The sequence below is a fragment of the Methanomassiliicoccaceae archaeon genome (assembly GCA_034928305.1).
Classification (GTDB): Archaea; Thermoplasmatota; Thermoplasmata; order Methanomassiliicoccales; family Methanomethylophilaceae; genus VadinCA11.
Genome location: JAYFOZ010000001.1, coordinates 192,014 through 214,810 on the forward strand (window position 1 = coordinate 192,014; position 22,797 = coordinate 214,810).

Below are 22,797 nucleotides of genomic sequence, written 5' to 3' on the forward strand. Positions count from 1 at the left end.
GACGTCTCTTCGCCGCAGGTCGGGGTCGGACGGCCTGCAGAGCAATATCTGGTAATTCAGGACCGCCGTACAGTGTTCATACTGTCCCATCGAAAATACCGGTGGCCGAACAACGCCCTGTCTCGTTTGTTCCGCCGGAGGCAAAGAATTTACTTTGCCATTCAAAGGTCCAGGCTGTTCAGGATCGCAGCTCGGTCGCAATGCCGCATTCTCTTGGAGAGGATAGGCCCCCTACCGGAAAGTACGCTCAGAGACGTTTGAGGTTTTAGGGAATGACCCAGTTCTTCAGTAGAGGATGGATGATATATCCAATAAATTATATAGGCTTCTGTCAATCTGGATGCCGGCCGGAAATGTATCAGATAGCATTCTACGGGAAAGGAGGAATAGGAAAGTCGACCATGGCCGCAAACATATCGGTCGCCCTAGCGGGCAAGGGAGCCAGGGTGATGCAGATAGGGTGCGACCCCAAGCACGACTCGACAAGACTTCTTCTCGGGGGGCGGGTCCAGACGACGGTACTGGACTACGTGCGTGAAGTACCGGCAGGAAAGAGAAAGATCGAAGATGTGATGATGAAAGGCACATCCGGGATACTGTGCATCGAGGCGGGAGGTCCCGAACCAGGCATAGGATGCGCGGGGCGCGGTATACTGACGGCGTTTGATACGCTGAAGAAACTGGGCGCAGACGACTACGACGTCGAAGTGAAGATTTACGACGTCCTCGGGGATGTGGTGTGCGGTGGTTTTGCAGTCCCGCTGAGGGGAGAGTATGCCGACGGAATAGTGCTGGTCACATCCGGCGAGTTCATGTCGTTATACGCCGCCAACAACATAATGAAGGGGCTGACCAACTTTGACACAGGCAAACCCAGATTGATAGGAATCATACTCAATTCGCGCGGAGTGGAGGGGGAAGAGGAAACCGTCAGGCGGTTCGCCGAAGCCGCGGGGACCAAGATAATAGCGGTCATCCCCCGCCATAGGCTGTTCTATGAGGCCGAATCATCCGGCCATACGGTCCGCGAGATGTTCCCGAGTTCAAAGTTATCAGAAACGATGGATTCAGTGGCACAGTACGTCATCGACGTTCGCGATGGGAAGAACCAGGCGTCGTTTTCCCATCCGCTCAACGACGACCAGATGTCGGACCTTGCGGCAGGACGCGAAATACGCAGAGGAACATGCGGAGAAGCACTGCGACCCAGATGTACGACGTGCAATCCCAGGACTTCTATCAAAGAATCGAAGATAATGAGCTCTTGCGCCGCATACGGGGCCGCAGCAGCATATCTCAAAATGAACGACGTGGCCGTAGTCCTCCACGGGCCGCTGAGCTGCGCGTATCTCATGGACACGGCGCGCGCCAAAGCAGTTCTCGAACTTTATGCGGGCGGAATATATTCTACGGATCCGAACCACAATCTTAGGTGCACGATGATGGACGACAGCTCCTCCATATTCGGAGGGGTCGGGAACCTCGAAAGGACCCTGAGAGATACAATTGGGGAGGGATACAGGAAAATCGCAGTGGTAACAACGTGTATGCCCGGCATCATCGGCGATGACAGTCTGACGGTGATAAAAAAGGTGATCGGGGATAACCCCGGGGTCAGCATCCATTATGTCCCGGCAGATGGGGACGTCAACGGCGAATTCACAGACGGATTCATGATGGCCGTCGAAAAAATAACGGAGACCATGGACACCTCGTTGGAGAAGGAGCGGGGCACGGTGAACATCATAGGTACGTCATTTTTCGATCTTCATTCACTCAGGAACGCGAAAGAGGTGGAAAGGTTATTCTCCGCTTTCGGCCTAAAAGAGAACTGCAGGTTTCTGGACGAGACATCTTCGGAAGCTGTGGCAGGCTTTTGCAGAGGTCACATAGATCTGATGGTCAACGACTCCGCCACAACGAGGGAAATGGCCTCTATAATAGAATCGAAGACCGAGAGGGTGGCGCTGTCCGTGCCGTTGCCAGTCGGTCTCCACGACTATGTGGAGTGGGTTCGCCAGATAGGAAAGATGATGGATCTGGAAGAGGAAGCGGAAAGAGAGATCGAACGGGCAGAATCGGATCACGAGGAGTTCATAGAGGCGCACAGTCGCCATTTCAGAGGCAGAAAGGTCATCGTAATGAACAGGACGTCGCAGAATATCGATTGGCTGATCGACATGCTGATCTGGTTAGGAGCGGAAATTTGCAGGGTGGGATGTGTTCCCAGCGCTCGCAAGTCCGGGTCGAGATCCGCATCCCGCCACTCGGACATCATAATGTCGGATTACGACACGGACGACCTCAGACGTGACCTGGCTAACATGGACCCAGACCTTATCATCGGTGAATTCACCGGGCCTATAGGGAGCAGGTGCCGTATATCCAGGATCGGAAAGATAGGCATAGGCATTCTCCCGACCAAAGAGTACGTCGAGTACCTGGAAAATATAATGAGGCTTCCCCGGGAGGAAGGTTGGAAGGAGGGAAGGAAAGTATGAGGACCCTGCCCGACGGTTTCAACGGTGCCATCATGGCGGTAGAGAGCATAACCGACGCCATAGCTTTCCTGCACGGCCCAGGAGGATGCAGGGTAAGGCACATGGTCCATTCGACAGCCGTCTTTCCCCGCGAGGACCCTGGAGACAAGGATGGGTACGACATACCATATTTCTACAGCTACCCGAGGGTGCCAGCAACATATCTCGACGAATATGATTACATAAACGGTGCGGCGTATAAGTTATCGGAAGGACTGCATATAGTTTCATCCAAGAAGCCGGCCCTCGTAGTGATCATCGATTCACCGGGCGCGGGGCTCATCGGCGATAATCACGAAAAGGCCGTGTGGGAGCTCGGACTTGAATCCAAGGTCGTATGCATGGACGAATCCCTCATATCTATGCCGTTCACCATTTGCTACGGCCACACGCTCAGAGCAGTAGTGGAGAAGCTCGGACCGGAAAGAGGCCGCCGGGAGAAGAATACGGTCAATATAATCGGCCTGACCATCATGGATAAGGACTGGAGGGCCGCCGCGGACGAGCTGCGGGGGCTGGTCGAGTCCATGGGCCTGAAAGTAAAGTCCGTTCCCGGTGCTGGAGCTTCCACCTCGGAGCTCCGCGACTCCGTTAATGCGGAATACAGCATCGTGGTGTGCCCGGAGGCGTGTGCCGGCCTGTCCGAGCTTTACGAATCATATGGGGTGAAAGTGGTGCGCTCGGATGCGGGCGCCCCCGTAGGATTCGATGCCACCGAGAGATGGATAACGTCGATAGCGGAGGCTACGGGCAGGGACCCGACGTCGGCGCTGGGGTCCGTCCGCAGGGCGAAGGAGAGAGTATATGAGAAATTTGTCGGTACGAAGTATAATTCGCTGCGCATAAAAGGAATGTCATTTTCCGCAGCCGGCACGGCATCGGTCATAAGGTCGCTGACAGAGTGGCTCTATCATTATCTGGCCATGGCGCCGGTCGCGGTATCGGTAGATCCCGGGGCCGATAAAGACGAGGTCGAGGCGCTTAAGGTATTTTTGGATTCGGCAGGATACCCCGAATCTTTTGGCCGGGAACCGAGAGAAGGTTCGGGCGCAGTCTTCTGCGAAGGCATAACCGCCTACACGATGCTATTGAACGGCGGGTGCAGGATCGGAGTGCCCATCGGATATTCCTCGATGGGCCTTGACGACGTGATTTCTCGCCCGGTGTACGGGGTACAGGGCGCGATGTACATACTGGATGAGATCCTGCACGGCGTAAGGGGAAATTGACCCAGTATCCCCGTCGCATAACAAAAATCCCTTCCCGGCGGTTCCTGGGGAGGGGGGAAAAGGGTTTCAGATCTTTCTCGTCTTCAGCAGATAGTAGTCCAAAGCGAAGAATGCCAGACTGAACGCGGCCAACACCATCAGCGAAATCCATGGGAAATCCAAATAGCCGGGTAGCGCCGCGGCCCTTATGCACTCGCTGGCATGGGTCAGCGGAAGGCAATACAGCACTCCCTGGAAAATCGGGGACAGAGAAGAAACCGAAAAGAACGTTCCGCACAGAAATGTCATCGGAAGTATGATCAGGCTGTTGAAGGTCGCGAGGCTCTGATGAGATTTGGCCAGCAGCGCCGCGGACATGCCGAGGAAAGAGAAGGCCAGGCAGGACAAGATCACGCACAGCGCAAATAACGGCGAAAGTACGAGTTCCGGCGCCAGAAACAACCCGAGGGCGTAAATCAGGACACAGCTCATCAATCCCCTGAATATCCCAAGCACAGATTTTCCGAAAATAATGGCGGGAAGGCTCAAAGGGCACATCATCATTTCGTCAAAACTCTTGTAGTAGAGCCTCTGGACGTTCATTCTTGTGGACGTCGACGAGAATGACGACGAGAGGGAAGAGAGTGCAACGATACCCGGTATTACGAACGCAACGTACGATACTCCGATATCGGTCGTCCCCGTCCTGAGCCCGTATCCGAACGCGATAAGATACAGCAAGGGGCTCATGACGCTCATAACCAGAATGTTCAGGAAATTGTGCTTGATGAACATGAGGTCTCCCCAGGCAACGTAATACGTCTGCTTAAGGAAGCTGATCATTTCTGTGCCCCCACGCTCTTTCCGGTGAGTTCTACGAATACGTCCTCAAGGTTGATGTTCCTTATCAGTACATTCTCTTCGCTATCGAGGGATGAGACGAAAGCCTTGGCCTCGTCCCTGCTCCGGAAATACTTATACTGGGTCCTTTTTTCGGCCATGTACTCGACCGCCGTCGAACCCATGGCATCGCAGAGCTTTTTGGGCTCATCCAATGCTATTACTTTGCCCTGGTCTATGATTCCGACCCTGTCGCACAGAGCCTCCGCCTCTTCTATGTAGTGAGTGGTCAGGAAGATCGTCGTGCCCTTTCGGTTGAGGGATCTGACTACATCCCATAGGAGGCGCCTTGCGTTGATGTCGAGGCCGGACGTGGGCTCGTCCAGGAACAGGACCTTCGGTTCATGCAAGACGGCGCAGACTATAGCCACTCTTTTCTTCCAACCTCCGGAAAGCGAATCAACGGGCATTCCGAGATATTCTTTTAGACCGAAGTAGTCCGAGAGCTCCTTGATTTTTTCGTTTCTCTCTTTCTTCGGCATCATATGGTACATTGCGTGGGAGACCATGTTCTCCATAACGGTAAGGTCCTTGTCAAGGGAGATCTGCTGCTGTATGACCCCCATCCGATTCTTTGCCTCTGTCGGGTCCCTCTTGATATCGAAACCATCGACTGTGATGGTACCAGAATCATATCCGGTCAGTGTGGCGATGCACCTTACCGTCGTCGTCTTTCCGGCGCCGTTGGGCCCCAGGAATCCGAATAGCTCTCCGTGGCGGATCCTCAGATTCAAATGATCTACAGCCGTTTTCTCCCCGAATTTTTTGACAAGATCGTCAATGATGATGATATCATTCATTTAATCAACTCGGGACAAAACATAGTTGGATTATATATCCATATCCTTTGCGTATTAGGTTAATCTAGAATACCGATTATTCGATTTGGATGTATAATCCATCATTATTAAATACAATTTACATTATGTCGTATTGGATGATACATCCAAGTGATCGAATGGATATGAAAATCAAGATAATCACAATAGTCGCCGCGACGGCCGTCGTGGTCGGGGCGATTGGAGCGTATGCACTTCTCAACGACGCGGACGACGACAGCGTCTATGTCGATGCATCACTGGCGATAATGGGGAATGCCAATGAAGATTCTAAGATCGACCAGGACGACCTTGACATTATTGAAGAAATAATCAGTGGCGAGACGGACCCCGCCGACCACCCATTGGCCGACGCGAACAACGACGGAGACGTCGACCAGGAAGACGCGGACCTTCTTCGCGACATGATCGACCATAAATCCGGCATAACGATAAACGTGGTCTGTTCCAATGCCGACGGGACCCCGTATGTACAGGATATAACATATCCGCTCAGAAGCACGGTTGTCGTTGGGACGAACCTTCTCTCTACATGCATCCAGGTAGGCGCGGCAGACTATATCGTCGGTTACACAAAGACAAATTACGGTGTCGCCCACGCACCCGTGATAGATAACGCGACGTGCATCGGAGGGTCAATCTTCGATCTGAACACTGACACCTCAATAACAAACTTCCAGAATCTAGACGCACAAAAGGGGATTGATGCAGTGATTACGATGCCCTCAGTTTCATATCTCAAGACGTCTGCGGCGTACATCTCCGGCGCGGGGATACCCATCCTCAGGATTGATTCCTCGGACGGAATGGATTCTGTCGGCGGAGCGCTCACAATCGGATACATCTACGGAAGCGAGACCGAGAAAACCTCTTACGAATTCGCCGAGCTCAGCTATGCGGTGCTGGAAGAAATCACAGAAAGAGTGAGTGGATTGGAAGAATCGGAGAAGAAGACCTTCATGGCAATCACAATGGGATACTATATCAGCCAGACCGACTCCGCGTATACAGGGGTTTGCGAGTACGCAGGCGGAAGCACGGTGACGACGCTGGAGGGCACTGGTTCGGTCAAGATAAACGACGGCGACGAATATTATCTCAACTGGAGCCCCGACTACATAATCAGCTTCAGGACGCTGGATTATTCGATTGACTACACCGATATCTCAAGCAACAGCACGAAGACCCCGCAGGAAACATGGGACCAGTATTCCGGTTATTTCGACATGATGGGAGAGTCGTATGAAAACCTGGTGTACATCAACACCAGCATGCCTGTGACTTGCAGGATGGCATACATCGCCGAGATATTCTACCCAGACCTCTTTGAAGAGGGGTACGGGGACAGCGTGCACCAGCAGTTTGTGGACAATTATATGGGGTATCTCGGTGACTTCGATGTCACCAAGGACATGACCACGATGATAACCTATGCGGATGTGTCATAAATGGGAGTATTCCCCCTCTTTTTTTGAGAGTGATCACATGGAGATGAAGGCCGTCGATCTGGGTTTCAGGTATTATGATAATGTGATATTGAGCGATGTCAACGTAGACCTCGAAGGCAACAAAATGGTGTCGATAATAGGTCCCAACGGAGTCGGAAAGACCACGCTCATTCACTGCTTCAGTAAGATACTGAAGCCCACAGACGGACGGGTGTATGTAAACGGAAAAGATATCGAAGATTACAAACTGAAGGAACTGGCTAAAATAATCGCATACGTCCCGTGCACTTCGCTGGACACATTCCCCCTGACCGTAACGGACACGGTTCTTTTGGGAAGAAATCCCCACAGTAAATGGGGGTCCCTGAACAGGGACCTGGAGAAGGTGCAGGAGACATTGCGGCTGCTGGGGATCGAGGATCTTGCCATGAGACCTTTCAACGAGCTTTCGGCAGGGCAACGTCAAAAAGTGGTGCTCGCCAGAGGGCTCGTGCAAGAGTCCCAGATATTGCTTCTGGACGAACCCACGGCGAACCTGGACATCAAACACCAAATGGGCGTTACCAGATTGCTGCGTGACTACTCGCACAAGCAGGGCATAATGGTGATAATGATCAGCCATGACCTCAACATCGCTGCAAAGTATTCTGACGAAGTCATCATGTTGTACGGGGGGAACATATTCGCCAAGGGGTCGCCGAAGGACACAATCAATCCGGAGAACATAGAGGCTGTGTACGGTGTCAGGTCGAAAACCGTCATCAATAACGGTCGGCCGCATGTGATCCTCGAAGATGACGACGACCCGAAAACAAACATCTGCGCGGGTGCTTGAATTGCCTGACGAAAAGGGGCTCGTCGAGGCATACCGTCACAATCTGTTCCTCAAAGTCGTTTTCATAATATCATGCTTCGCCGTGCTTATGCTGGTCATAGGTTACTCCCTGGCGGTCGGCCAGGGAATCACCGTGTCAGAGTCGTACGAGATAATGATGAAACATCTTGCCGGAGAGATATATCCGCTCAGGTCCGAAATGTGGTGGAAGGACTACTTCATCTGGAACAATGTGATGCCTCGCGTGGTCGTCGGAATAATAGGCGGCTGCGGTCTGGCTGCATGTGGAGCCGTCATGCAGAGCATCATGAGCAATCCTCTGGCCGATCCCTACACCACGGGGATATCTTCAGGTGCCTGCTTCGGTGCGGTGGCATCCCTGATAGCAGGAGTCTCGTTCGCATCGCTGGGCAGCGGATACACCACCGTGACCAATGCTTTCATAGGCGCATTGGTTCCGACTATGATCGTCATACTGATAAGCAGGCGCATAAACGCGACCCCCGCAACACTGATTCTGATAGGGGTCGCGATATCTTACTTCTTCAATGCGGCCGTGACTCTCATGATGGTTACTGCGACCGCCGAGGATCTGCAGGCCGCATATCTCTGGCAGGTCGGAACCCTGACAGGCATGACATGGAGCAGCGTACCGCTGATGCTGGTCATAACGGCGGCGGGTTCCGCCGTGGCGATGCTGTTTTCCAAAAACATGAATCTGCTCACGATGGGAGAGAACAGCGCAAAGAGCATGGGTCTGGACGTTGAACAGTTCAGAATGCTGTGCTTGATTATGGTGGCGGTAATGACGGCTGCCATCGTGAGTTTCACAGGCATACTGGGTTTTGTAGGTCTCATATCCCCTCACATCACCAGGCTGGTGATAGGTTCGGACAACAGGGTGGTCATTCCCGCTTCCATGATTGTCGGCGCGCTGATGCTGGTCTCATGCGATCTCATCTCGCGTTTGGTGTCAAATATTACAGACATCCCCGTTGGCGTGGTCCTGTCCTTGCTGTGCAGCCCGATATTCCTGCTGATGGTGACCGGATTAAAGAGAGGGAGGGGCGTGTACTGATGGTTCATGAGCAGATCTATGGATTCGTGGAGAAGTATTGCCACGAGAATCACAAGAAAATCGTTTTTACAATAACCTGTCTGATACTAGCCATATTTGTCTTTTTCCTGACAATCTCCATCGGAAAATACGAGCTGTCTTTCGGCGAGTCGTATAGGATATTTGTCGACAATCTTTTCGGAAACGGTCAGGCTACAACAGAGAACATGATCATCTGGGAATACCGTGTCCCCCGAGCCCTCATGGGCATATTCGTCGGGGCATCGCTGGCAGTGGGCGGCGCGGTCATGCAGAACCTGATGATGAACCCGCTTGCGGAACCGTATACCATGGGCATTTCGTCCGGTGCCTTCCTCGGTGCCGTGCTGTCGATAACATGCGGTATATCCATCATCCCGTTCCTCGGCGGAGACGACGCCACGGTATTGAACGCATTCATCCTTTCGCTCGCGCCGGTATTTCTGATCGTAGCAATATCCAAATTCAGAAAGACCACGCCTACGACCATGATACTGTGCGGGGTGGCCATAATGTACGCATTCAGTTCGGTATCGACGATGCTGATGGTCTTGGCGGACCCTGAGCATCTCTCGGACGCATATTCGTGGCGCGTCGGAGTCCTCGGTAAGGCCTCGTGGGACAGCCTGATGCTGGTAACTCCCTCGATGACGATCCTCATTGCGATATTGTTACTCTTCGCGGGAAAGATCAATACGATGTCCATAGGAGACAAGGGAGCAATCTCGCTGGGCACAGACCCATACCGGACCAGGCTCGTCTGCCTGGTCCTGGTCGCGTTGCTTACGGCATTCGCTGTCAGCTTCACCGGCACGATCGGATTCGTCGGCCTCGTGGCCCCACATATAGTCAGGACGTTCATTGGATCGAACAACACGTATCTTCTGCCGGCATGTGCGGGATTCGGAGGCATATTCCTCCTTGTGATGGACTCAATAGCCAAAGTGATAAGCGAGACCGGGCTACCCGTAGGTGTCATATCCGCGATGGTCGGGGGCCCCCTCTTCATATACATACTGGTACAGAGGAAGCGCAGGATATGGTACTGATCATCCAACGTCCGGGGAAAAGCGGGGCAATGGCCCCGTACCCCGGACGGCCACATATATACAGGCTCAGCGGTCGTTGACCTCTTCGATACGCTCTTCCAGGCCCAGGAATATTTCCTTCATTTTCTCGAGTGTTTTCGGGTCGGCGTCCCACATACCCCTGTCGCAGGCCTCCATGAGGCGGTTCATCATGTCCATCATGGCGTGAGGATTTTCGTCCTTCATCCATTCGCGCGTATCGTCGTCGAACAGATACTTCTCGGCAAGCTTCTCGTACATCCAGTCATCTACTGTTTCGGAAGTGGCGTCCCATCCGAACATGTATTCAGTAAGGTTGGCTACCTCTGCAACCCCCCTGTAACCGTGCCGTTTCAACCCCTCTATGAATTTCGGATTTAGCACTTTGCTCCTGAAAACGAACTGAAGCTCTTCTCTGGTGCTTCTCAACCTAACCTTGTCGGGATTCGAACCGTCGCCGATCAAAGATATCGCGTCCTTTTTGCCGTATGCTCTCACAAAAGAGTTGAGCCCTCCGAGATACCCGTACACATCATCCATGTCCAGCACGTCGATCTCCCTGTCCGGCATATTCTTCACGGTCACGCCGACCTTGCCGAACCTCTTGACGAACTGGTCCCTCATGCTCTCTCCGGTCATGCCGCGCCCGTAAGCATAGCTCCCCCAGGTGATGTAGATGTCAGCAAGGTCCTGCACGGTCTTCCAATCGCCAGTTTCCACGGCGTGGTTAACGCCAGGGCCATACCCTCCCGGCGGGCAGCCGAAAATGCGCACAAGGCCCTCCTTTTTGACCTGTTCCGCCGGCAGTCCCTTCTCTATTCCCTCTACGATATCTCTGCGCAGGTTCGCCGCTAGGTAGTTTTCTTCTTCGGACTCGTCCAGGCCGGCCGCCATTTTTACTGCGTCGTCTATCAGGTCGATAAGGTTAGGGAAAGTATCCCTGAACAATCCCGTGATGCGGACGGTCACGTCTATGCGTGGTCTCCCCAGCTCAGACAGGGGAACGGGCTCCAGCCCGACGACCTGCCCGCCAACATTGGACCACACGGGCCTTATGCCCATCAGCCATAGTATATAAGCGACGTCGTCGCCGTTGGTCTTCATGGTATCGGTCGCCCATATGATGAAACCGACCTCGCGGGGATAGTGCCCCGTTTCGTCAATATAGCGTTCGACCATCTGGTCGGCCATCTTTTTACCGATCTCCCAAGAGGAAGGCGGAGGGACGATGTCCGGATCGATGCCGTAATAATTCCTGCCCATCGGAAGTATATGGGCGTTCCCCCTGGTTGGGGCTCCAGAAGGGCCCGGGAGGACGTAACCTCCGTTACACCCATGGATAAGATTGTCCATTTCGTCAGTCATCCTCATGATGTTCCTTGCCAGGGAATCGCAGATATAGGCTATCGAAGACCCGAAGCCAGGTGACATGCCTCCGGCCGCCTCTTCCGCAAGTCTCATGCAGCTGTCCTTTTCATAATCAGCGCATCTCATTGCGGTCAGCAGGTCAAGCAGGTCTTTTTCCAGAGAATCGATAACAACGGAGTTCAGCTCGCCCTCGCGGACCTCGGATGGATTGTCGAGAAGGACATCCATATTGTATCCCCGTACCTCTGCAAAAGAATCTCTGAGCGAGGGGACGTCTCCGTTTTTCAATCTCATGATGGAATATATCATCTCGTCGAAACGGTCTCCTTCCGGGGCCCTCCCCAGTATATGGAGCCCGTCCCGGATCAACGCATCTCTGATATCCGTAAGATATGCGTGCAGATCGTCGAGGCGGCCTTCGAATTCCTCCGCAGAAATGTTTTCGGAAATATCCAGGTCCCCAAACATTTTGGCTTCGCGGACGCCGTTCAAAACACGCTCTACAAGCGCCATTCTCTTTCCGTCGCTGGAATTCCTCGCTTTGAAGTATTCCTGCAGAGCGTTATCAATCGCGGACAACTCGTCGTACGAGCCCGCCCGAGCCATCGCAGGGCACATGTGCCCTATAAGCACGGCCTCAGAACGCCTCTTGCACTGAATTCCTTCTCCAGGATCGTCGATGATGTATGGATAGATGTGCGGGATCCCGTCGAGCACGATGTCCGGAAAGCATTTCGAAGACAATCCGACACTCTTGCCAGGGAGCCACTCCAGAGTTCCGTGCGTCCCCATATGAAAGACGATGTCCGTTCCAAAGTCGAACTTGAGCCATCTGTAAAACATCAGATATTGATGGGGCATCGGCACCACGGGATCATGATAAACAGACTCCATCTGGTTGGCCCAAGATCTCAGGGGCTGATAACCGATGAATATGTTGCCGTTCAGCAGGCCGGGGATAACGAATTTGCCGTCTTCGACGCATATAGTTCCGGGAGGCTTTCCCCAATTTTCTTCCATCAGCCGTCTGTTGAACTCGGACAGTTCCGAGTAGTACCGCCTATATTCCCTCAGGTCGGCCATGTCTGCAGCCTTTTCCCTCACTCTTTCGGGGGAAGACCATTCAAGGTCGTTCGTGATATTGTCCAAAATCTCATCGATAAGGGCCCTTCCGTTCAGGGGCACGTGATTCACGGTATAGCCCTGCCTGTCGAATCTTATGAGCATGTCGTTCACACTTTCGATGGTGTCGAGGCCCGCAGCGTTCCCTATGCGCCCCGATTCCGGACGGGATTGATACATCAGAATTGCAACCTTACGCTCGGAGGCTGGTTTCATGGACAGTTTGGCCCAGCATTTTACTGCGTTGGAAAGATGCTCTATCCTGTCCTCTACCGGAGAATACCTCTTCGTTCCGCCCAGGCATCCCTCGTTGCTACCGATCGGCACGGTGATGATCTGACCGTCGACCTCCGGCCAGACCACGCTCATCTTCAGTTCGCCGTTGCTCAGTCCGGAAGCGCTCTCTTCGTAATCTGAAAAGTGGCCGCCCACCGTCATGGCCTGTATGACCGGGACGTCCGTCAGGTAATGATAGAAGTTCTGTTCATCGGGAGTGTAGATGCCCGTGCAGTCTCTGGAGTTATTGAGCTGTGAGAACGGGGTTGCCATTATAATTGCGTTCACCCTGCACTTTTTTCCGTCCATAAGATATTTTTCAACCACCGAAAGAGTGCCCCCGCTCCCCTCGGAGCTGCTGACCCTCGTGCTGAAGAAAACCGGGATGACGTTGACCTCTATTGATTCAAGCTTTCTGATGAGCATATCGATATGCTCCTGATTGTTGTATATCCACAGATTAGATGTGTACAGTATCCCGACGGTAGGACGGCCGGGGACCAGATGTTCCAGATAATCCTTCAGGTCCACGTCTCTGGAATAATCCGGATGATATATGCCGTCCTCTCTGTTTTTAATCGGTTCCGGGACGGCCCCATCGCCGGTAAGCTTGTTGTTCAGCCATTGCAGGATGCCCTTGTCGTTCTCTCTGCCCCTGTTTCCGATATATTCCCCCAACAGTTTGAAATCTTCATCGGAGCCCTTGAACAAATCGCGATACATGAGGCGCACTTCTACGTTCCCGGCATAGGACATGACATAGCCGGGGCATTCTCTGAGCACATTTTCAAATTGGGCGAATCTCTTCATCCGTGACGGTTCGGCCATGGATCTAATTATTGTCAGATCTGCAACTTTGGACCTGCGTACAAGTTCCTGGTACAACAGCGGATCATCGTCCACATCTTCCCCGTTAACGCAGAACAGTTCTATGTCCCATTTTCTCTCCAGGGATATTTCCCTTGCGGGCTCTTCCATATTGTGGGCGTCCGAACTCTGAATTGATATATAAACGACTTTCATATCTTCAAATATTGGATGTATAAGCCAATATAAATAAATTTAATGTTCCAGTTAGAATCATTCATTATCGGATAAAGGTTTATTATAGGTAAATTGGATATATGAGCCAACCAGTTGGGAATTATCATGGACAGATTACTTTTCCCGTTCGTCTCGATCGTAGGTCAAAAAGAAATGAAAAAAGCACTGCTGCTCAACGTTGTGGACCCGAGCATCGGAGGCGTACTCATAAAGGGTGAAAAGGGAACGGCGAAATCGACGGCCGTCAGATCGCTTTCGCAGATCCTTCCCTGGCGTATGTCGGCGGAGGGATGCGCGTTCAACTGCGACCCTTCGTTGCCCGGCAGGCTGTGCCCCTACTGCAAAGAGAAGATCCTTTCAGGAAAGGACCTGAGGTCCGTAAATGTCAGAATGAGGGTTGTGGAACTCCCTCTGAGCGCCACGGAGGATCGAGTCTCGGGCACTCTGGATATCGAACACATCCTCAAGACGGGGGAAAGGAAGTTCGATCCCGGAGTACTTGCACAGGCCAACGGGAATGTGCTCTATATAGACGAGGTGAACCTTCTGGACGACCACATCGTAGATCTATTGCTCGATTCAGCGGCAATGGGAGTCAATTATGTGGAAAGAGAAGGGGTCTCCTTCTCTCATCCTTCTAGATTTATTCTGGTTGGTACGATGAATCCGGAGGAGGGGGACCTCAGACCGCAGCTTTTGGACAGGTTCGGGTTGTCCGTCGAAGTAAAAGGGGACAGAGACACCGACGAACGCATGGAGGTCGTCCGAAGAAGGCTTGAGTTCGACACAAACCCGGAAAAATATACTGAAAAATACGGGGCAGAGTCGGAACAGCTGACGTCCAGGCTGTCAAAGGCCCGGGAAATCCTTCCGGACGTTTCGGTGGACGACGATGTTCTGAGAGCGATAGTGAACATGACGATAAACCTGGGCATCGATGGCCACAGGGCAGATATCACAATGGTTAAAGCGAGCAAGGCCAACGCTGCCATGGACGGGAGGGTCCGCGTAACCAAAGAGGACGTCAGGGAGGCGGCCCCTCTGGCACTTTCTCATCGTATGCGGCGGCGCCCGTTCGAGGAAGAAGCATTCGACAAAGAGGAACTCGACAGATGTATGCAGACTATATGAGCGGGCTTCCTTTCACTGCCATATATGGCATGGACGACCCGAAAAAAGCAGTGCTTTGCTCCATGGTCAACCCCCGCATACGTACGGTTCTGATAATGGGATGTTCGGGATCTGCAAAGACTGCTCTTTCCAGGGCGACGGGCGCCCTGATGGGCAGGGAGGTCGTGAACGTGCCACTCAATGTTACAGAGGAGCAGCTGTTTGGCGGAATGGACATCGAGGCCACCCTCAGAGAGGGAAGGCCCGTGGTACAGAATGGGATCATGCACCGGGCAGACGGGAAGATACTGTACGTAGATGACATAAATCTCCTAGATCAGAAGATCGCCGCGGCACTGACCGACTGCATACTGAACGGAAAGGTGGTTCTGGAAAGAGAAGGAATATCCGCCGAGTACGAATGCAAAATCACCCTGATCGCAACGATGAACCCGCTGGGTCCCGAAATGAGCTCGCATCTGACCGACCGTTTCGATCTGTGCGCATACTCTGTCTTTCCCGAGGATGAGAGCGGAAGAAAAGAGGTGCTCCGCAGGAATATAGAATATCAAAAAGGAGCCGCATCGTTCTCCGAAATGTACGGGGATGAGGAATCTTTGCTCAGGTCTAAGGTCGAGAGGGCCCAATCTATTCTTCCCATCGTAAAGATGTCCGACGACCTTTTGGGCGTAATCGTCGAGCTCGCCGCAAAGGTATCCGCAGAAGGTTTCCGCGGCGACCTGGCAATAATCAACGCCTCCATGGCTCTGGCAGCCCTCAACGGACGGGACGAGGTAACCAGAAAGGATGTGGAAGAGGTGGCGGCACTGTGCCTGGTTCACCGCCGCAATACTTCTCCCGAACCTCCGGAGCGGCGGGAGCAGGAGCAGGAGCAGGAGGGACAAGATGAAGAAAGGGAGCCTCGCAGAGACGAAGGGCAGCGGCAGGAAAGCAATGGAGAGGGACAAGATCACGGGGCCGAAGAACCGCCCGATCGGGGTGAGAGCTCCGACTCCGAGGAACCGGGCCCCGAACGGACGGCAGAGGATATCCTTTTCGAAGTCGGAGAGCAGTTCAGAGTTATCGACTATATTCACGGGACCGGTCGCAAGGTCCGAAAGACATCTAGCAGAAAGGGCCGCAGAGAGGCCGCAGAAAGTTCGGACACGACAGGAAGATACATATGTTCCAGGTGTCCGGAAGGGAAAGCCAAGGACATTGCGTTAGATGCAACCATTCGTGCTGCGGCACCGTATCAGAGGTCCAGAGATCATGGAGATCTTGCGATATCGATAAATGGCCAGGATATCAGAGAGAAGGTTCGTGAAAGGCAATCCGGATGCACGATATTATTCCTTGTCGACGCCAGCGGTTCTCTGGGCGTCAGAAAGAGAATGTCAGCGGTAAAGGGCGCAGTCCTCTCGATGCTTCAGGACAGCTATGTAAAAAGGGACAAGGTGGGGCTGATGGCGTTCAGACGTGATTCTGCCGAGTTGATACTGCCGCCTACCAGGTCCGCGGAGTACGGGTATAGGAAACTGGCGGAGATGCCCACCGGGGGGAAGACCCCGCTCGCCGAGGCCCTGGTTTCGGCCGGAAAGGTCATGACATCGTATTCCAGGTCGCACCCAGGGGAGATGTGTTACATCGTGGTCATCACAGACGGCCGCGCCAACGTTCCGATCGATCGGGGCGCCGACGCCAACGAAGAGGTGATCAAACTGGCATCGAAGATGTCCATACCCCAGGTGGACTGGATCGTAATCGATGCCGGCTCCGGATATGTCCGTTTTGATAACGCCGAAAAGCTGGCAATGGAACTCGAGGGCACATACTTCAGGCTGGACGATCTGAACTCGGACAGGCTGGCAGAGAATATCAGAGCGGTCATCAGATAATGATATGATAATTTCTACTCCGTGTGTGAAAAAAGACTTGCTGGAATCGCGGCTTACTGGTTCACATCACGGATTGTTGTTTTGTGCGGTAAATCTGTCTGAAGATCATCTTAGTGAGCCGTCGTCCATTATGTAACGCCAGACTTTCATGTCATTCCCCTCTGTGCTTACAACGGGGCCCCGAATACCGCGTGGCGGCCGAGAAGAAATTTCCCATGCCGATCGAGTTATGGAAACAGAGGAACAAGGAAGAAGCCTTGAAACCCGAGGATGCGCCCATCGTTCCAGAGGATCAGAGGCCGGACCCTTTATGAAGTTGTCATCGGCTCGAATCTGCGTCGTATATCGAGGTCAACGGAATATCTTCGAGGGCACATATTCTGAGATCTCTTTAATTTCACAGATGCAGGGCATTTTTGGCGATTAAATCATACTAAGTCGATAGGAAAACAATAGATTAATATACCGTGCAACCAATCTATACCCAATCGATTGAAATAACGGTAAACGGAGACAAGATATGAGCAAAAAAATCTACTTGGACAACGCGGCGACGACGGAGGTGCACCCGGAAGTGCTGGAGGCAATGCTCCCCTATCTGAAGGACTATTATGGAAATCCGTCCAGCATCCATGGGTTGGCCAAGTACGCGAGGGACGCGCGCGAACATGCCAGAGCATCGGTGGCAGAGTTGATCAACGCCGGACCGAAGGAGATATATTTCACGGCCGGAGGGACCGAATCCGACAATTGGGCCCTGAAGTCCGTCGCATTCGGCAACCGCTCCAAAGGGAATCACATCATAGTTTCGAAGATCGAACATCATGCGGTAATGAACACATGCGAGTTCCTCGGGAAGAACGGCTTCGACATCACATATCTGGATGTCGACGAGTTCGGAAGGGTGAACCCCGAGGATGTCGAGAAGGCCGTCAGGCCGGAGACGATCCTCATATCCGTCATGTATGCAAACAACGAGATAGGGACGATCGAACCTATCGCCGAGATAGGAAAAATCGCAAGAGAGCACGGGGTCCTATTCCACACTGACGCTGTGCAGGCGTTCGGCCATGTGCCGATAGACGTAAAGGCAGAGAACATAGATCTCTTGAGTGCCAGCGGCCATAAGGTATATGGTCCCAAGGGGGTCGGGGCGCTCTACATAAGAGACGGCGTAAAGCTTGAGCCGCTAATGCACGGAGGTGCGCAGGAAAGAGGAATCCGTGCAGGTACCGAGAACATCCCGGGAATAGTCGGCATGGGAAAAGCGGCCGAGATAGCGAAGAGGGACATGGATAAGCACATAGCCAGGGAGACAGAGCTGAGAGACCACATGATGAATCGTCTTCTCACAGAGGTGCCATTCACAAAGCTTAACGGACACAGGTCCGAGAGGCTCTCCGGCAACGTCAACATAGCTTTCAGGTTCGTCGAAGGCGAGAGCGTGTTGATGCTTCTGAACCACAGGGGCGTATTCGTATCCACAGGTTCGGCATGCGCGTCCGGGTCCCTGGACCCATCCCACGTGCTTCTGGCCATAGGATTGAAACACGAAGTGGCCCACGGGTCGGTAAGGTTCACGCTCTCTTACAAGACGACAGAGGGCGATATCGATGAGGCGGTAGATGCGGTCAAGGAATCAGTGGCCAGGCTCAGGGAGATGTCTCCTCTGTACGCAGACCACATAAAGAACGGGACCAACAAAAAGGAGGTATGACGAGATGTACGACGGAGTATACAGCGAGGAAGTGATGGATCACTTCACAAACCCGAGAAACGTAGGGGAGATCGAGAATGCCAGCGGCATAGGCACTGTCGGTAACGCCAAGTGCGGGGACATAATGAGAATTTTTCTCGATATAGATGAAAATCATATCATCCGGGACGTCAAGTTCAAGACTTTTGGATGCGGGGCCGCGGTGGCCAGCAGCAGTATGGCGACCGAGATGGTGAAGGGCAAGACGATAGACGAGGCGCTTCAAATCACCAACAAGGCCGTGACCAAGGCCCTGGGCGGACTGCCGCAGGTCAAACTGCACTGTTCGCTGCTTGCCGAGCAGGCGATCCGCGCGGCCCTTTGGGATTACGCGGAGAAGAACGGCGTCGTGATAGAAGGGCTCAAAAAGCCCAAGTCGGACATAGGCGACCACGAAGATTCCGAATAAAAGAGCCAGACAGCAAAATTTAGCTTTAAAATATCGAATGTTTCAGATCGGAGAAGGACAAAAAATGGCAAAAATTTACAATAATATGGGCGAGCTGGTGGGGAGGACCCCGCTGGTCAGATTCAGCAGGATGGAGAAATTACACGGAACCAAAGGCAGGCTCATCGTAAAAATGGAGATGTTCAATCCGTCTGGCTCTGTGAAGGACAGGATATCTTTGGCCATGGTCGAAGAGGCAGAGAAAAGAGGCGTCCTTAAAGGTGGGTCCGTCATCATCGAGCCGACCTCCGGTAACACGGGAATAGGCCTCGCGATGGTGGGAGCTGCGAAAGGGTACAGGGTAATATTGACGATGCCAGAGACGATGTCCGCAGAAAGACGGAACATCCTCAGGTCGTACGGTGCTGAACTGGTATTGACAGAAGGCAGCAAGGGGATGAAAGGCGCAATAGTGAGGGCCGACGAGCTCGTGAAAGAGATCGAAGGAAGCGTCATCCCAGGTCAGTTCGTGAATTTGGTCAACCCGGAAATACACCGCAGGACCACCGGCCCGGAGATATGGGAGGACACCGGAGGGGACGTCGACGTACTGGTCGCCGGAATAGGGACCGGTGGCACCATAACCGGTGCGGGTGAGTTCCTTCGAACCAAGAATCCGGGCCTCAAGATAATCGCGGTGGAGCCGGCCGGTTCCCCAGTCCTTTCAGAGGGCCGCAGCGGAGTTCATAAGATACAGGGTATCGGGGCCGGTTTTGTCCCGGACGTATTGAACACGGGGATCTACGACGAGATCATCGCCGTCACGGACGAGGATGCATTCGTAACGGGAAGGGAGATAGCCAAGGTCGAGGGCGCACTGGTGGGAGTATCCACGGGCGCGGCGATATGGGCGGCCATCAAGGTGGCATCCAGGCCGGAATTCGAAGGAAAGAACATAGTGGTCATATCGGCGGACAGCGGAGATAGATACCTGTCTACGCCCATGTTCGCATTTTGAAAAAGTAATTACTTGGATCAAACTAAAAAAATGAAAATGAGAGGTATAAAAATGACAAAAAAAGACAATGTGCCGAAAGGACCGGGTAACAGCGGCGGATACAAATTCGAAACGTTGCAGCTGCATGTTGGTCAGGAGCAGCCCGATCCGACCACGGATTCACGTGCAGTTCCGATATATCTTACCACGTCGTATGTTTTCAAAAACACCGACCACGCAGCGGCAAGATTCAGCCTGTCGGATGCGGGCAACATATACGGGAGGCTCACTAATCCCACACAATCCGTGTTCGAGACCAGGATCGCGGCCCTGGAGGGCGGGTCCGCCGCGTTGGCGTTGGCCACCGGGGCAGCCGCAATAACATACACTGTTCAGACTCTTGCGGGAAGCGGGGACAACATCATATCGTCCAAGCAGATATACGGGGGGACGTACAACCTCCTGGAACACACGTTGAGAAGATACGGTATCGACACAACTTTCGTAGATTACGACGACGTAAAGGGATTCGAGAAGGCGATAGATGGGAACACAAAGGCGATCCTGGTCGAGACCATCGGCAATCCTAACGCATCGATCCCGAACATCGAGAAACTTGCGGAGGTCGCACACAGGCACAAGATACCGCTGATTGTGGACAATACGTTCGCAACACCTTATCTTTTCAGGCCTCTCGAGCACGGGGCCGACATAGTTGTCGAAAGCGCGACAAAATTCATTGGCGGCCATGGTACCGTTCTCGGCGGAGTCATAATCGAAGCGGGAAGATTCGATTGGAAGGAAAGCGGAAAATTCCCCCACATAGCCGAGCCAGATCCCAGCTATCACGGCATAAGCTTTGCCGATGCATTGGGCCCTGCGGCGTTCGTGACCAAGATCAGGGCGACCCTGCTTCGCGATACGGGGGCGACCATCTCGCCGTTCACTGCTTTCATACTGTTGCAGGGCCTCGAGACCCTCTCGCTGAGGGTCGAGCGTCATGTTGAGAACACAAAGAAGGTCGTGGAATTCCTCAGGGACCATCCTAAGGTCGAGAAAGTAAATCATCCCTCTCTCCCCGACCACCCGGACAGAGCGCTTTATGATAAGTATTTCCCGGAGGGCGGAGCGTCGATATTTACCTTCGACATCATAGGGGGGAAGGAGGAGGCCAGGAAGTTCGTCGACAGCCTGTCTATGTTCTCTCTGCTGGCAAACGTCGCCGACGTAAAGTCTTTGGTGATACATCCTGCCAGCACAACACACTCGCAGCTCAGCGAAAAAGAGCTGAGGGAACAGGAGATCCACTCTAACACGGTCCGCCTGTCGATCGGTACGGAACACATCGACGACATACTGGCAGACCTGTCCCAGGCATTGGACAAGATCTGATCTCCGATCCCGGCAAGCCTCCGTCGGGAAAAACTTTTCAAACCATTTCCAGCAATCTCCATAGGATTAATAAAGATACCAGGATAACACCATGGGCATGCAGATTTCTACCAAAGGAAGGTACGCCATGAGGCTGATGCTCGACATTGCCAAATATGGCAGGGGCGAGACGGTCAAGATCAAGGACATAGCCGACAGGCAGGATATTTCCCCGAAATATCTGGAGCAGATAATTTCGGAATTGAACCGTGCGGGGCTCGTCAAGAGCACGAGGGGACCGCAGGGAGGATATTCTCTTGTAAAATCGCCCGAAGAATACACTGTCGGTTCTATACTCAGGGTCATGGAGGGAGATCTCTCCGTCGTACAATGCGTCAAAGACGGCGAGGATTTTTGTGACAGGTACGACACCTGCACCACCGTCAGGCTATGGGCGAGGGTCAGCGATGCGATATCGTCGGTCGTCGACAACGTGACGTTAGCGGACCTTCTCAGATGGGAGGTCGAGAAGGATATTATCTCCATAGACGGTTCCGAGAAAGAATGACAGGGAATTCATTCGGCTTAAGGAAGATATCCTGATGAAAATGAAGGTAAAAATGGCGCCGAGAGGGAGATTCGAACTCCCGAGGCGAAATCGCCACGAGCTTTCCAGGCTCGCGCCTTACCGGGCTGGGCCATCTCGGCTACCGACAGAACATTTTGTCCTTGCATTAATATCTTTCTAAGGATTCGATATCATTCCAGTCGATATCTTTGCGTGCATCCGAAATATGATGTCTTATGTTTCGAAATTTTGAAAGAGCCACGTCGCTAAACGTAGCTTCGCAGGAACCTTCGCCCTCGTCCAAGGAACACATCACATCTCCGAACGGGCTTAAAATTCTGGATCCTCCGAACATCAAGGTGCCAGCCATCTCTCCGGAGTTGTTCGCGAAAACAGTATAGCTGACATTTTCCAGTGCCCTTGCTGGGAGGACGGTCTCAAGAAAAGTCTTAGACTGCCATGCGGAAGCCGAGATACATATGTTAACGACAGATCCGGCCAGAGTACAAGACCTGAGGACTTCCGGAAAGAAAATATCGTAACAGATGCAGAGTCCGAACTTCACTCCGCGGAACTCTCCGATAACGGGGGAACTGCCGGAAGCAAAACCGTCCTCCGAGTATACGCCGAAACGTGCCAGATGGATCTTTCTATAAACTCTGGTATCGTCAGGAGTGACAAAGTAAAGAGAATTGAATATTTTTTCGCCTTCATAGCAGGGGCCTCCAAAGACCGCGGCCTTCCCCGTATCCCGGCACGCCTCCTCAATACGTTTTATCGCAATTCCTGTCTTTTTATCCATAGACGAACAGTCCTTTCCGTACCCTGTTAGGAACATCTCCGGAAAAATCAGAACATCTGGGCATTCGGAATCCAACTCCCTGGCAATGCGTTCCGAGTTCCGTTCGGGATCTGCTGGAACGGGGCGGTATTGGCATACCTTGAGGTTGAGCTCCACGTGATGCG

17 protein-coding genes and 1 tRNA gene are annotated in these 22,797 nt (G+C 52.9%); 13 read left to right on the forward strand and 5 right to left on the reverse strand.

From position 1 onward, the window contains the following. The first annotated feature begins 353 nt into the window (after positions 1–353). Positions 354–2,501 (forward strand): nitrogenase component 1, encoded by a 2,148-nt coding sequence (locus tag VB016_01125; GenBank protein ID MEA4977144.1) that lies wholly within the window; start codon positions 354–356, stop codon positions 2,499–2,501. Next, positions 2,477–3,769: a nitrogenase component 1 gene (locus VB016_01130; protein MEA4977145.1), complete on the forward strand. Its 1,293-nt coding sequence runs from the start codon at positions 2,477–2,479 to the stop codon at positions 3,767–3,769. The genes VB016_01125 and VB016_01130 overlap by 25 nt, the downstream gene beginning before the upstream one ends. A 66-nt stretch (positions 3,770–3,835) precedes the next feature. Here VB016_01130 and VB016_01135 read toward each other — a convergent pair whose 3' ends face one another. Further along, positions 3,836–4,591, reverse strand: coding sequence for an ABC transporter permease (locus tag VB016_01135; GenBank protein ID MEA4977146.1), 756 nt, complete (start codon positions 4,589–4,591; stop codon positions 3,836–3,838). Continuing rightward, positions 4,588–5,448 carry an ABC transporter ATP-binding protein gene (locus VB016_01140; GenBank protein MEA4977147.1) on the reverse strand — a complete coding sequence of 287 codons (861 nt, stop codon included), beginning with the start codon at positions 5,446–5,448 and terminating at the stop codon, positions 4,588–4,590. Before VB016_01140 ends, VB016_01135 begins: the two co-directional genes overlap by 4 nt. A gap of 158 nt (positions 5,449–5,606) precedes the next feature. Between VB016_01140 and VB016_01145 the strand changes: the two genes are divergently transcribed. Genes VB016_01145 through VB016_01160 form a run of 4 tightly spaced genes read left to right on the forward strand, consistent with a single transcriptional unit; the run spans position 5,607 to position 9,915 of the window. Then, the gene (locus tag VB016_01145; GenBank protein ID MEA4977148.1) at positions 5,607–6,935 is read left to right on the forward strand and encodes a hypothetical protein; all 1,329 of its coding nucleotides are present in this window, start codon (positions 5,607–5,609) and stop codon (positions 6,933–6,935) included. A gap of 37 nt (positions 6,936–6,972) precedes the next feature. Further along, entirely contained in the window at positions 6,973–7,770 is a 798-nt protein-coding gene (locus tag VB016_01150; GenBank protein MEA4977149.1) for an ABC transporter ATP-binding protein, read from the forward strand. Between the two features lies 1 nt (position 7,771). Beyond that, complete coding sequence (locus VB016_01155) at positions 7,772–8,848, forward strand: iron ABC transporter permease (GenBank protein MEA4977150.1); 1,077 nt, start codon at positions 7,772–7,774, stop codon at positions 8,846–8,848. Further along, positions 8,848–9,915 (forward strand): iron ABC transporter permease, encoded by a 1,068-nt coding sequence (locus tag VB016_01160; protein ID MEA4977151.1) that lies wholly within the window; start codon positions 8,848–8,850, stop codon positions 9,913–9,915. The genes VB016_01155 and VB016_01160 overlap by 1 nt, the downstream gene beginning before the upstream one ends. A 66-nt stretch (positions 9,916–9,981) precedes the next feature. On the opposite strand, the gene cobN is transcribed toward VB016_01160, so the two are convergent. After that, positions 9,982–13,677 carry a cobaltochelatase subunit CobN gene (cobN, locus tag VB016_01165; protein ID MEA4977152.1) on the reverse strand — a complete coding sequence of 1,232 codons (3,696 nt, stop codon included), beginning with the start codon at positions 13,675–13,677 and terminating at the stop codon, positions 9,982–9,984. Between the two features lie 171 nt (positions 13,678–13,848). Between cobN and VB016_01170 the strand changes: the two genes are divergently transcribed. The 7 genes from VB016_01170 (at position 13,849) to VB016_01200 (ending at position 21,831) form a co-directional block, all read left to right on the forward strand. Beyond that, entirely contained in the window at positions 13,849–14,874 is a 1,026-nt protein-coding gene (locus tag VB016_01170; protein MEA4977153.1) for an AAA family ATPase, read from the forward strand. Then, entirely contained in the window at positions 14,856–16,751 is a 1,896-nt protein-coding gene (locus VB016_01175) for a VWA domain-containing protein (GenBank protein MEA4977154.1), read from the forward strand. Before VB016_01170 ends, VB016_01175 begins: the two co-directional genes overlap by 19 nt. A 520-nt stretch (positions 16,752–17,271) precedes the next feature. After that, positions 17,272–18,468 carry a cysteine desulfurase NifS gene (nifS, locus tag VB016_01180; GenBank protein ID MEA4977155.1) on the forward strand — a complete coding sequence of 399 codons (1,197 nt, stop codon included), beginning with the start codon at positions 17,272–17,274 and terminating at the stop codon, positions 18,466–18,468. Between the two features lie 4 nt (positions 18,469–18,472). Further along, positions 18,473–18,916 (forward strand): Fe-S cluster assembly scaffold protein NifU, encoded by a 444-nt coding sequence (gene nifU, locus VB016_01185; protein MEA4977156.1) that lies wholly within the window; start codon positions 18,473–18,475, stop codon positions 18,914–18,916. Positions 18,917–18,980: 64 nt separating this feature from the next. Next, the gene (gene cysK / locus VB016_01190) at positions 18,981–19,913 is read left to right on the forward strand and encodes a cysteine synthase A (GenBank protein ID MEA4977157.1); all 933 of its coding nucleotides are present in this window, start codon (positions 18,981–18,983) and stop codon (positions 19,911–19,913) included. 51 nt (positions 19,914–19,964) lie between these two features. Next, entirely contained in the window at positions 19,965–21,284 is a 1,320-nt protein-coding gene (locus VB016_01195; GenBank protein MEA4977158.1) for an O-acetylhomoserine aminocarboxypropyltransferase/cysteine synthase family protein, read from the forward strand. A gap of 97 nt (positions 21,285–21,381) precedes the next feature. Continuing rightward, positions 21,382–21,831, forward strand: a complete 450-nt coding sequence (locus VB016_01200; protein MEA4977159.1) for an Rrf2 family transcriptional regulator — start codon at positions 21,382–21,384, stop codon at positions 21,829–21,831. A gap of 53 nt (positions 21,832–21,884) precedes the next feature. On the opposite strand, the gene VB016_01205 is transcribed toward VB016_01200, so the two are convergent. Both VB016_01205 and VB016_01210 read right to left on the reverse strand, forming a co-directional pair. After that, positions 21,885–21,971: transfer RNA gene (locus VB016_01205), tRNA-Ser, on the reverse strand. Between the two features lie 26 nt (positions 21,972–21,997). Next, the gene (locus VB016_01210) at positions 21,998–22,789 is read right to left on the reverse strand and encodes a carbon-nitrogen hydrolase family protein (GenBank protein MEA4977160.1); all 792 of its coding nucleotides are present in this window, start codon (positions 22,787–22,789) and stop codon (positions 21,998–22,000) included. Positions 22,790–22,797: the final 8 nt, after the last annotated feature.

Excerpts from the sequence above, each read along its gene's own strand:
- VB016_01195 (MEA4977158.1), top strand. The coding sequence starts at position 19,965 with ATGACAAAAAAAGACAATGTGCCGAAAGGACCGGGTAACAGCGGCGGA.
- VB016_01160 (MEA4977151.1), top strand. The coding sequence starts at position 8,848 with ATGGTTCATGAGCAGATCTATGGATTCGTGGAGAAGTATTGCCACGAG.
- cobN (MEA4977152.1), bottom strand. The coding sequence starts at position 13,677 with ATGGAAGAGCCCGCAAGGGAAATATCCCTGGAGAGAAAATGGGACATA.
- VB016_01170 (MEA4977153.1), top strand. The coding sequence starts at position 13,849 with ATGGACAGATTACTTTTCCCGTTCGTCTCGATCGTAGGTCAAAAAGAA.
- nifS (MEA4977155.1), top strand. The coding sequence starts at position 17,272 with ATGAGCAAAAAAATCTACTTGGACAACGCGGCGACGACGGAGGTGCAC.
- nifU (MEA4977156.1), top strand. The coding sequence starts at position 18,473 with ATGTACGACGGAGTATACAGCGAGGAAGTGATGGATCACTTCACAAAC.
- VB016_01175 (MEA4977154.1), top strand. The coding sequence starts at position 14,856 with ATGTATGCAGACTATATGAGCGGGCTTCCTTTCACTGCCATATATGGC.
- VB016_01200 (MEA4977159.1), top strand. The coding sequence starts at position 21,382 with ATGCAGATTTCTACCAAAGGAAGGTACGCCATGAGGCTGATGCTCGAC.
- VB016_01150 (MEA4977149.1), top strand. The coding sequence starts at position 6,973 with ATGGAGATGAAGGCCGTCGATCTGGGTTTCAGGTATTATGATAATGTG.
- VB016_01135 (MEA4977146.1), bottom strand. The coding sequence starts at position 4,591 with ATGATCAGCTTCCTTAAGCAGACGTATTACGTTGCCTGGGGAGACCTC.
- VB016_01125 (MEA4977144.1), top strand. The coding sequence starts at position 354 with ATGTATCAGATAGCATTCTACGGGAAAGGAGGAATAGGAAAGTCGACC.
- VB016_01145 (MEA4977148.1), top strand. The coding sequence starts at position 5,607 with ATGGATATGAAAATCAAGATAATCACAATAGTCGCCGCGACGGCCGTC.
- VB016_01140 (MEA4977147.1), bottom strand. The coding sequence starts at position 5,448 with ATGAATGATATCATCATCATTGACGATCTTGTCAAAAAATTCGGGGAG.
- cysK (MEA4977157.1), top strand. The coding sequence starts at position 18,981 with ATGGCAAAAATTTACAATAATATGGGCGAGCTGGTGGGGAGGACCCCG.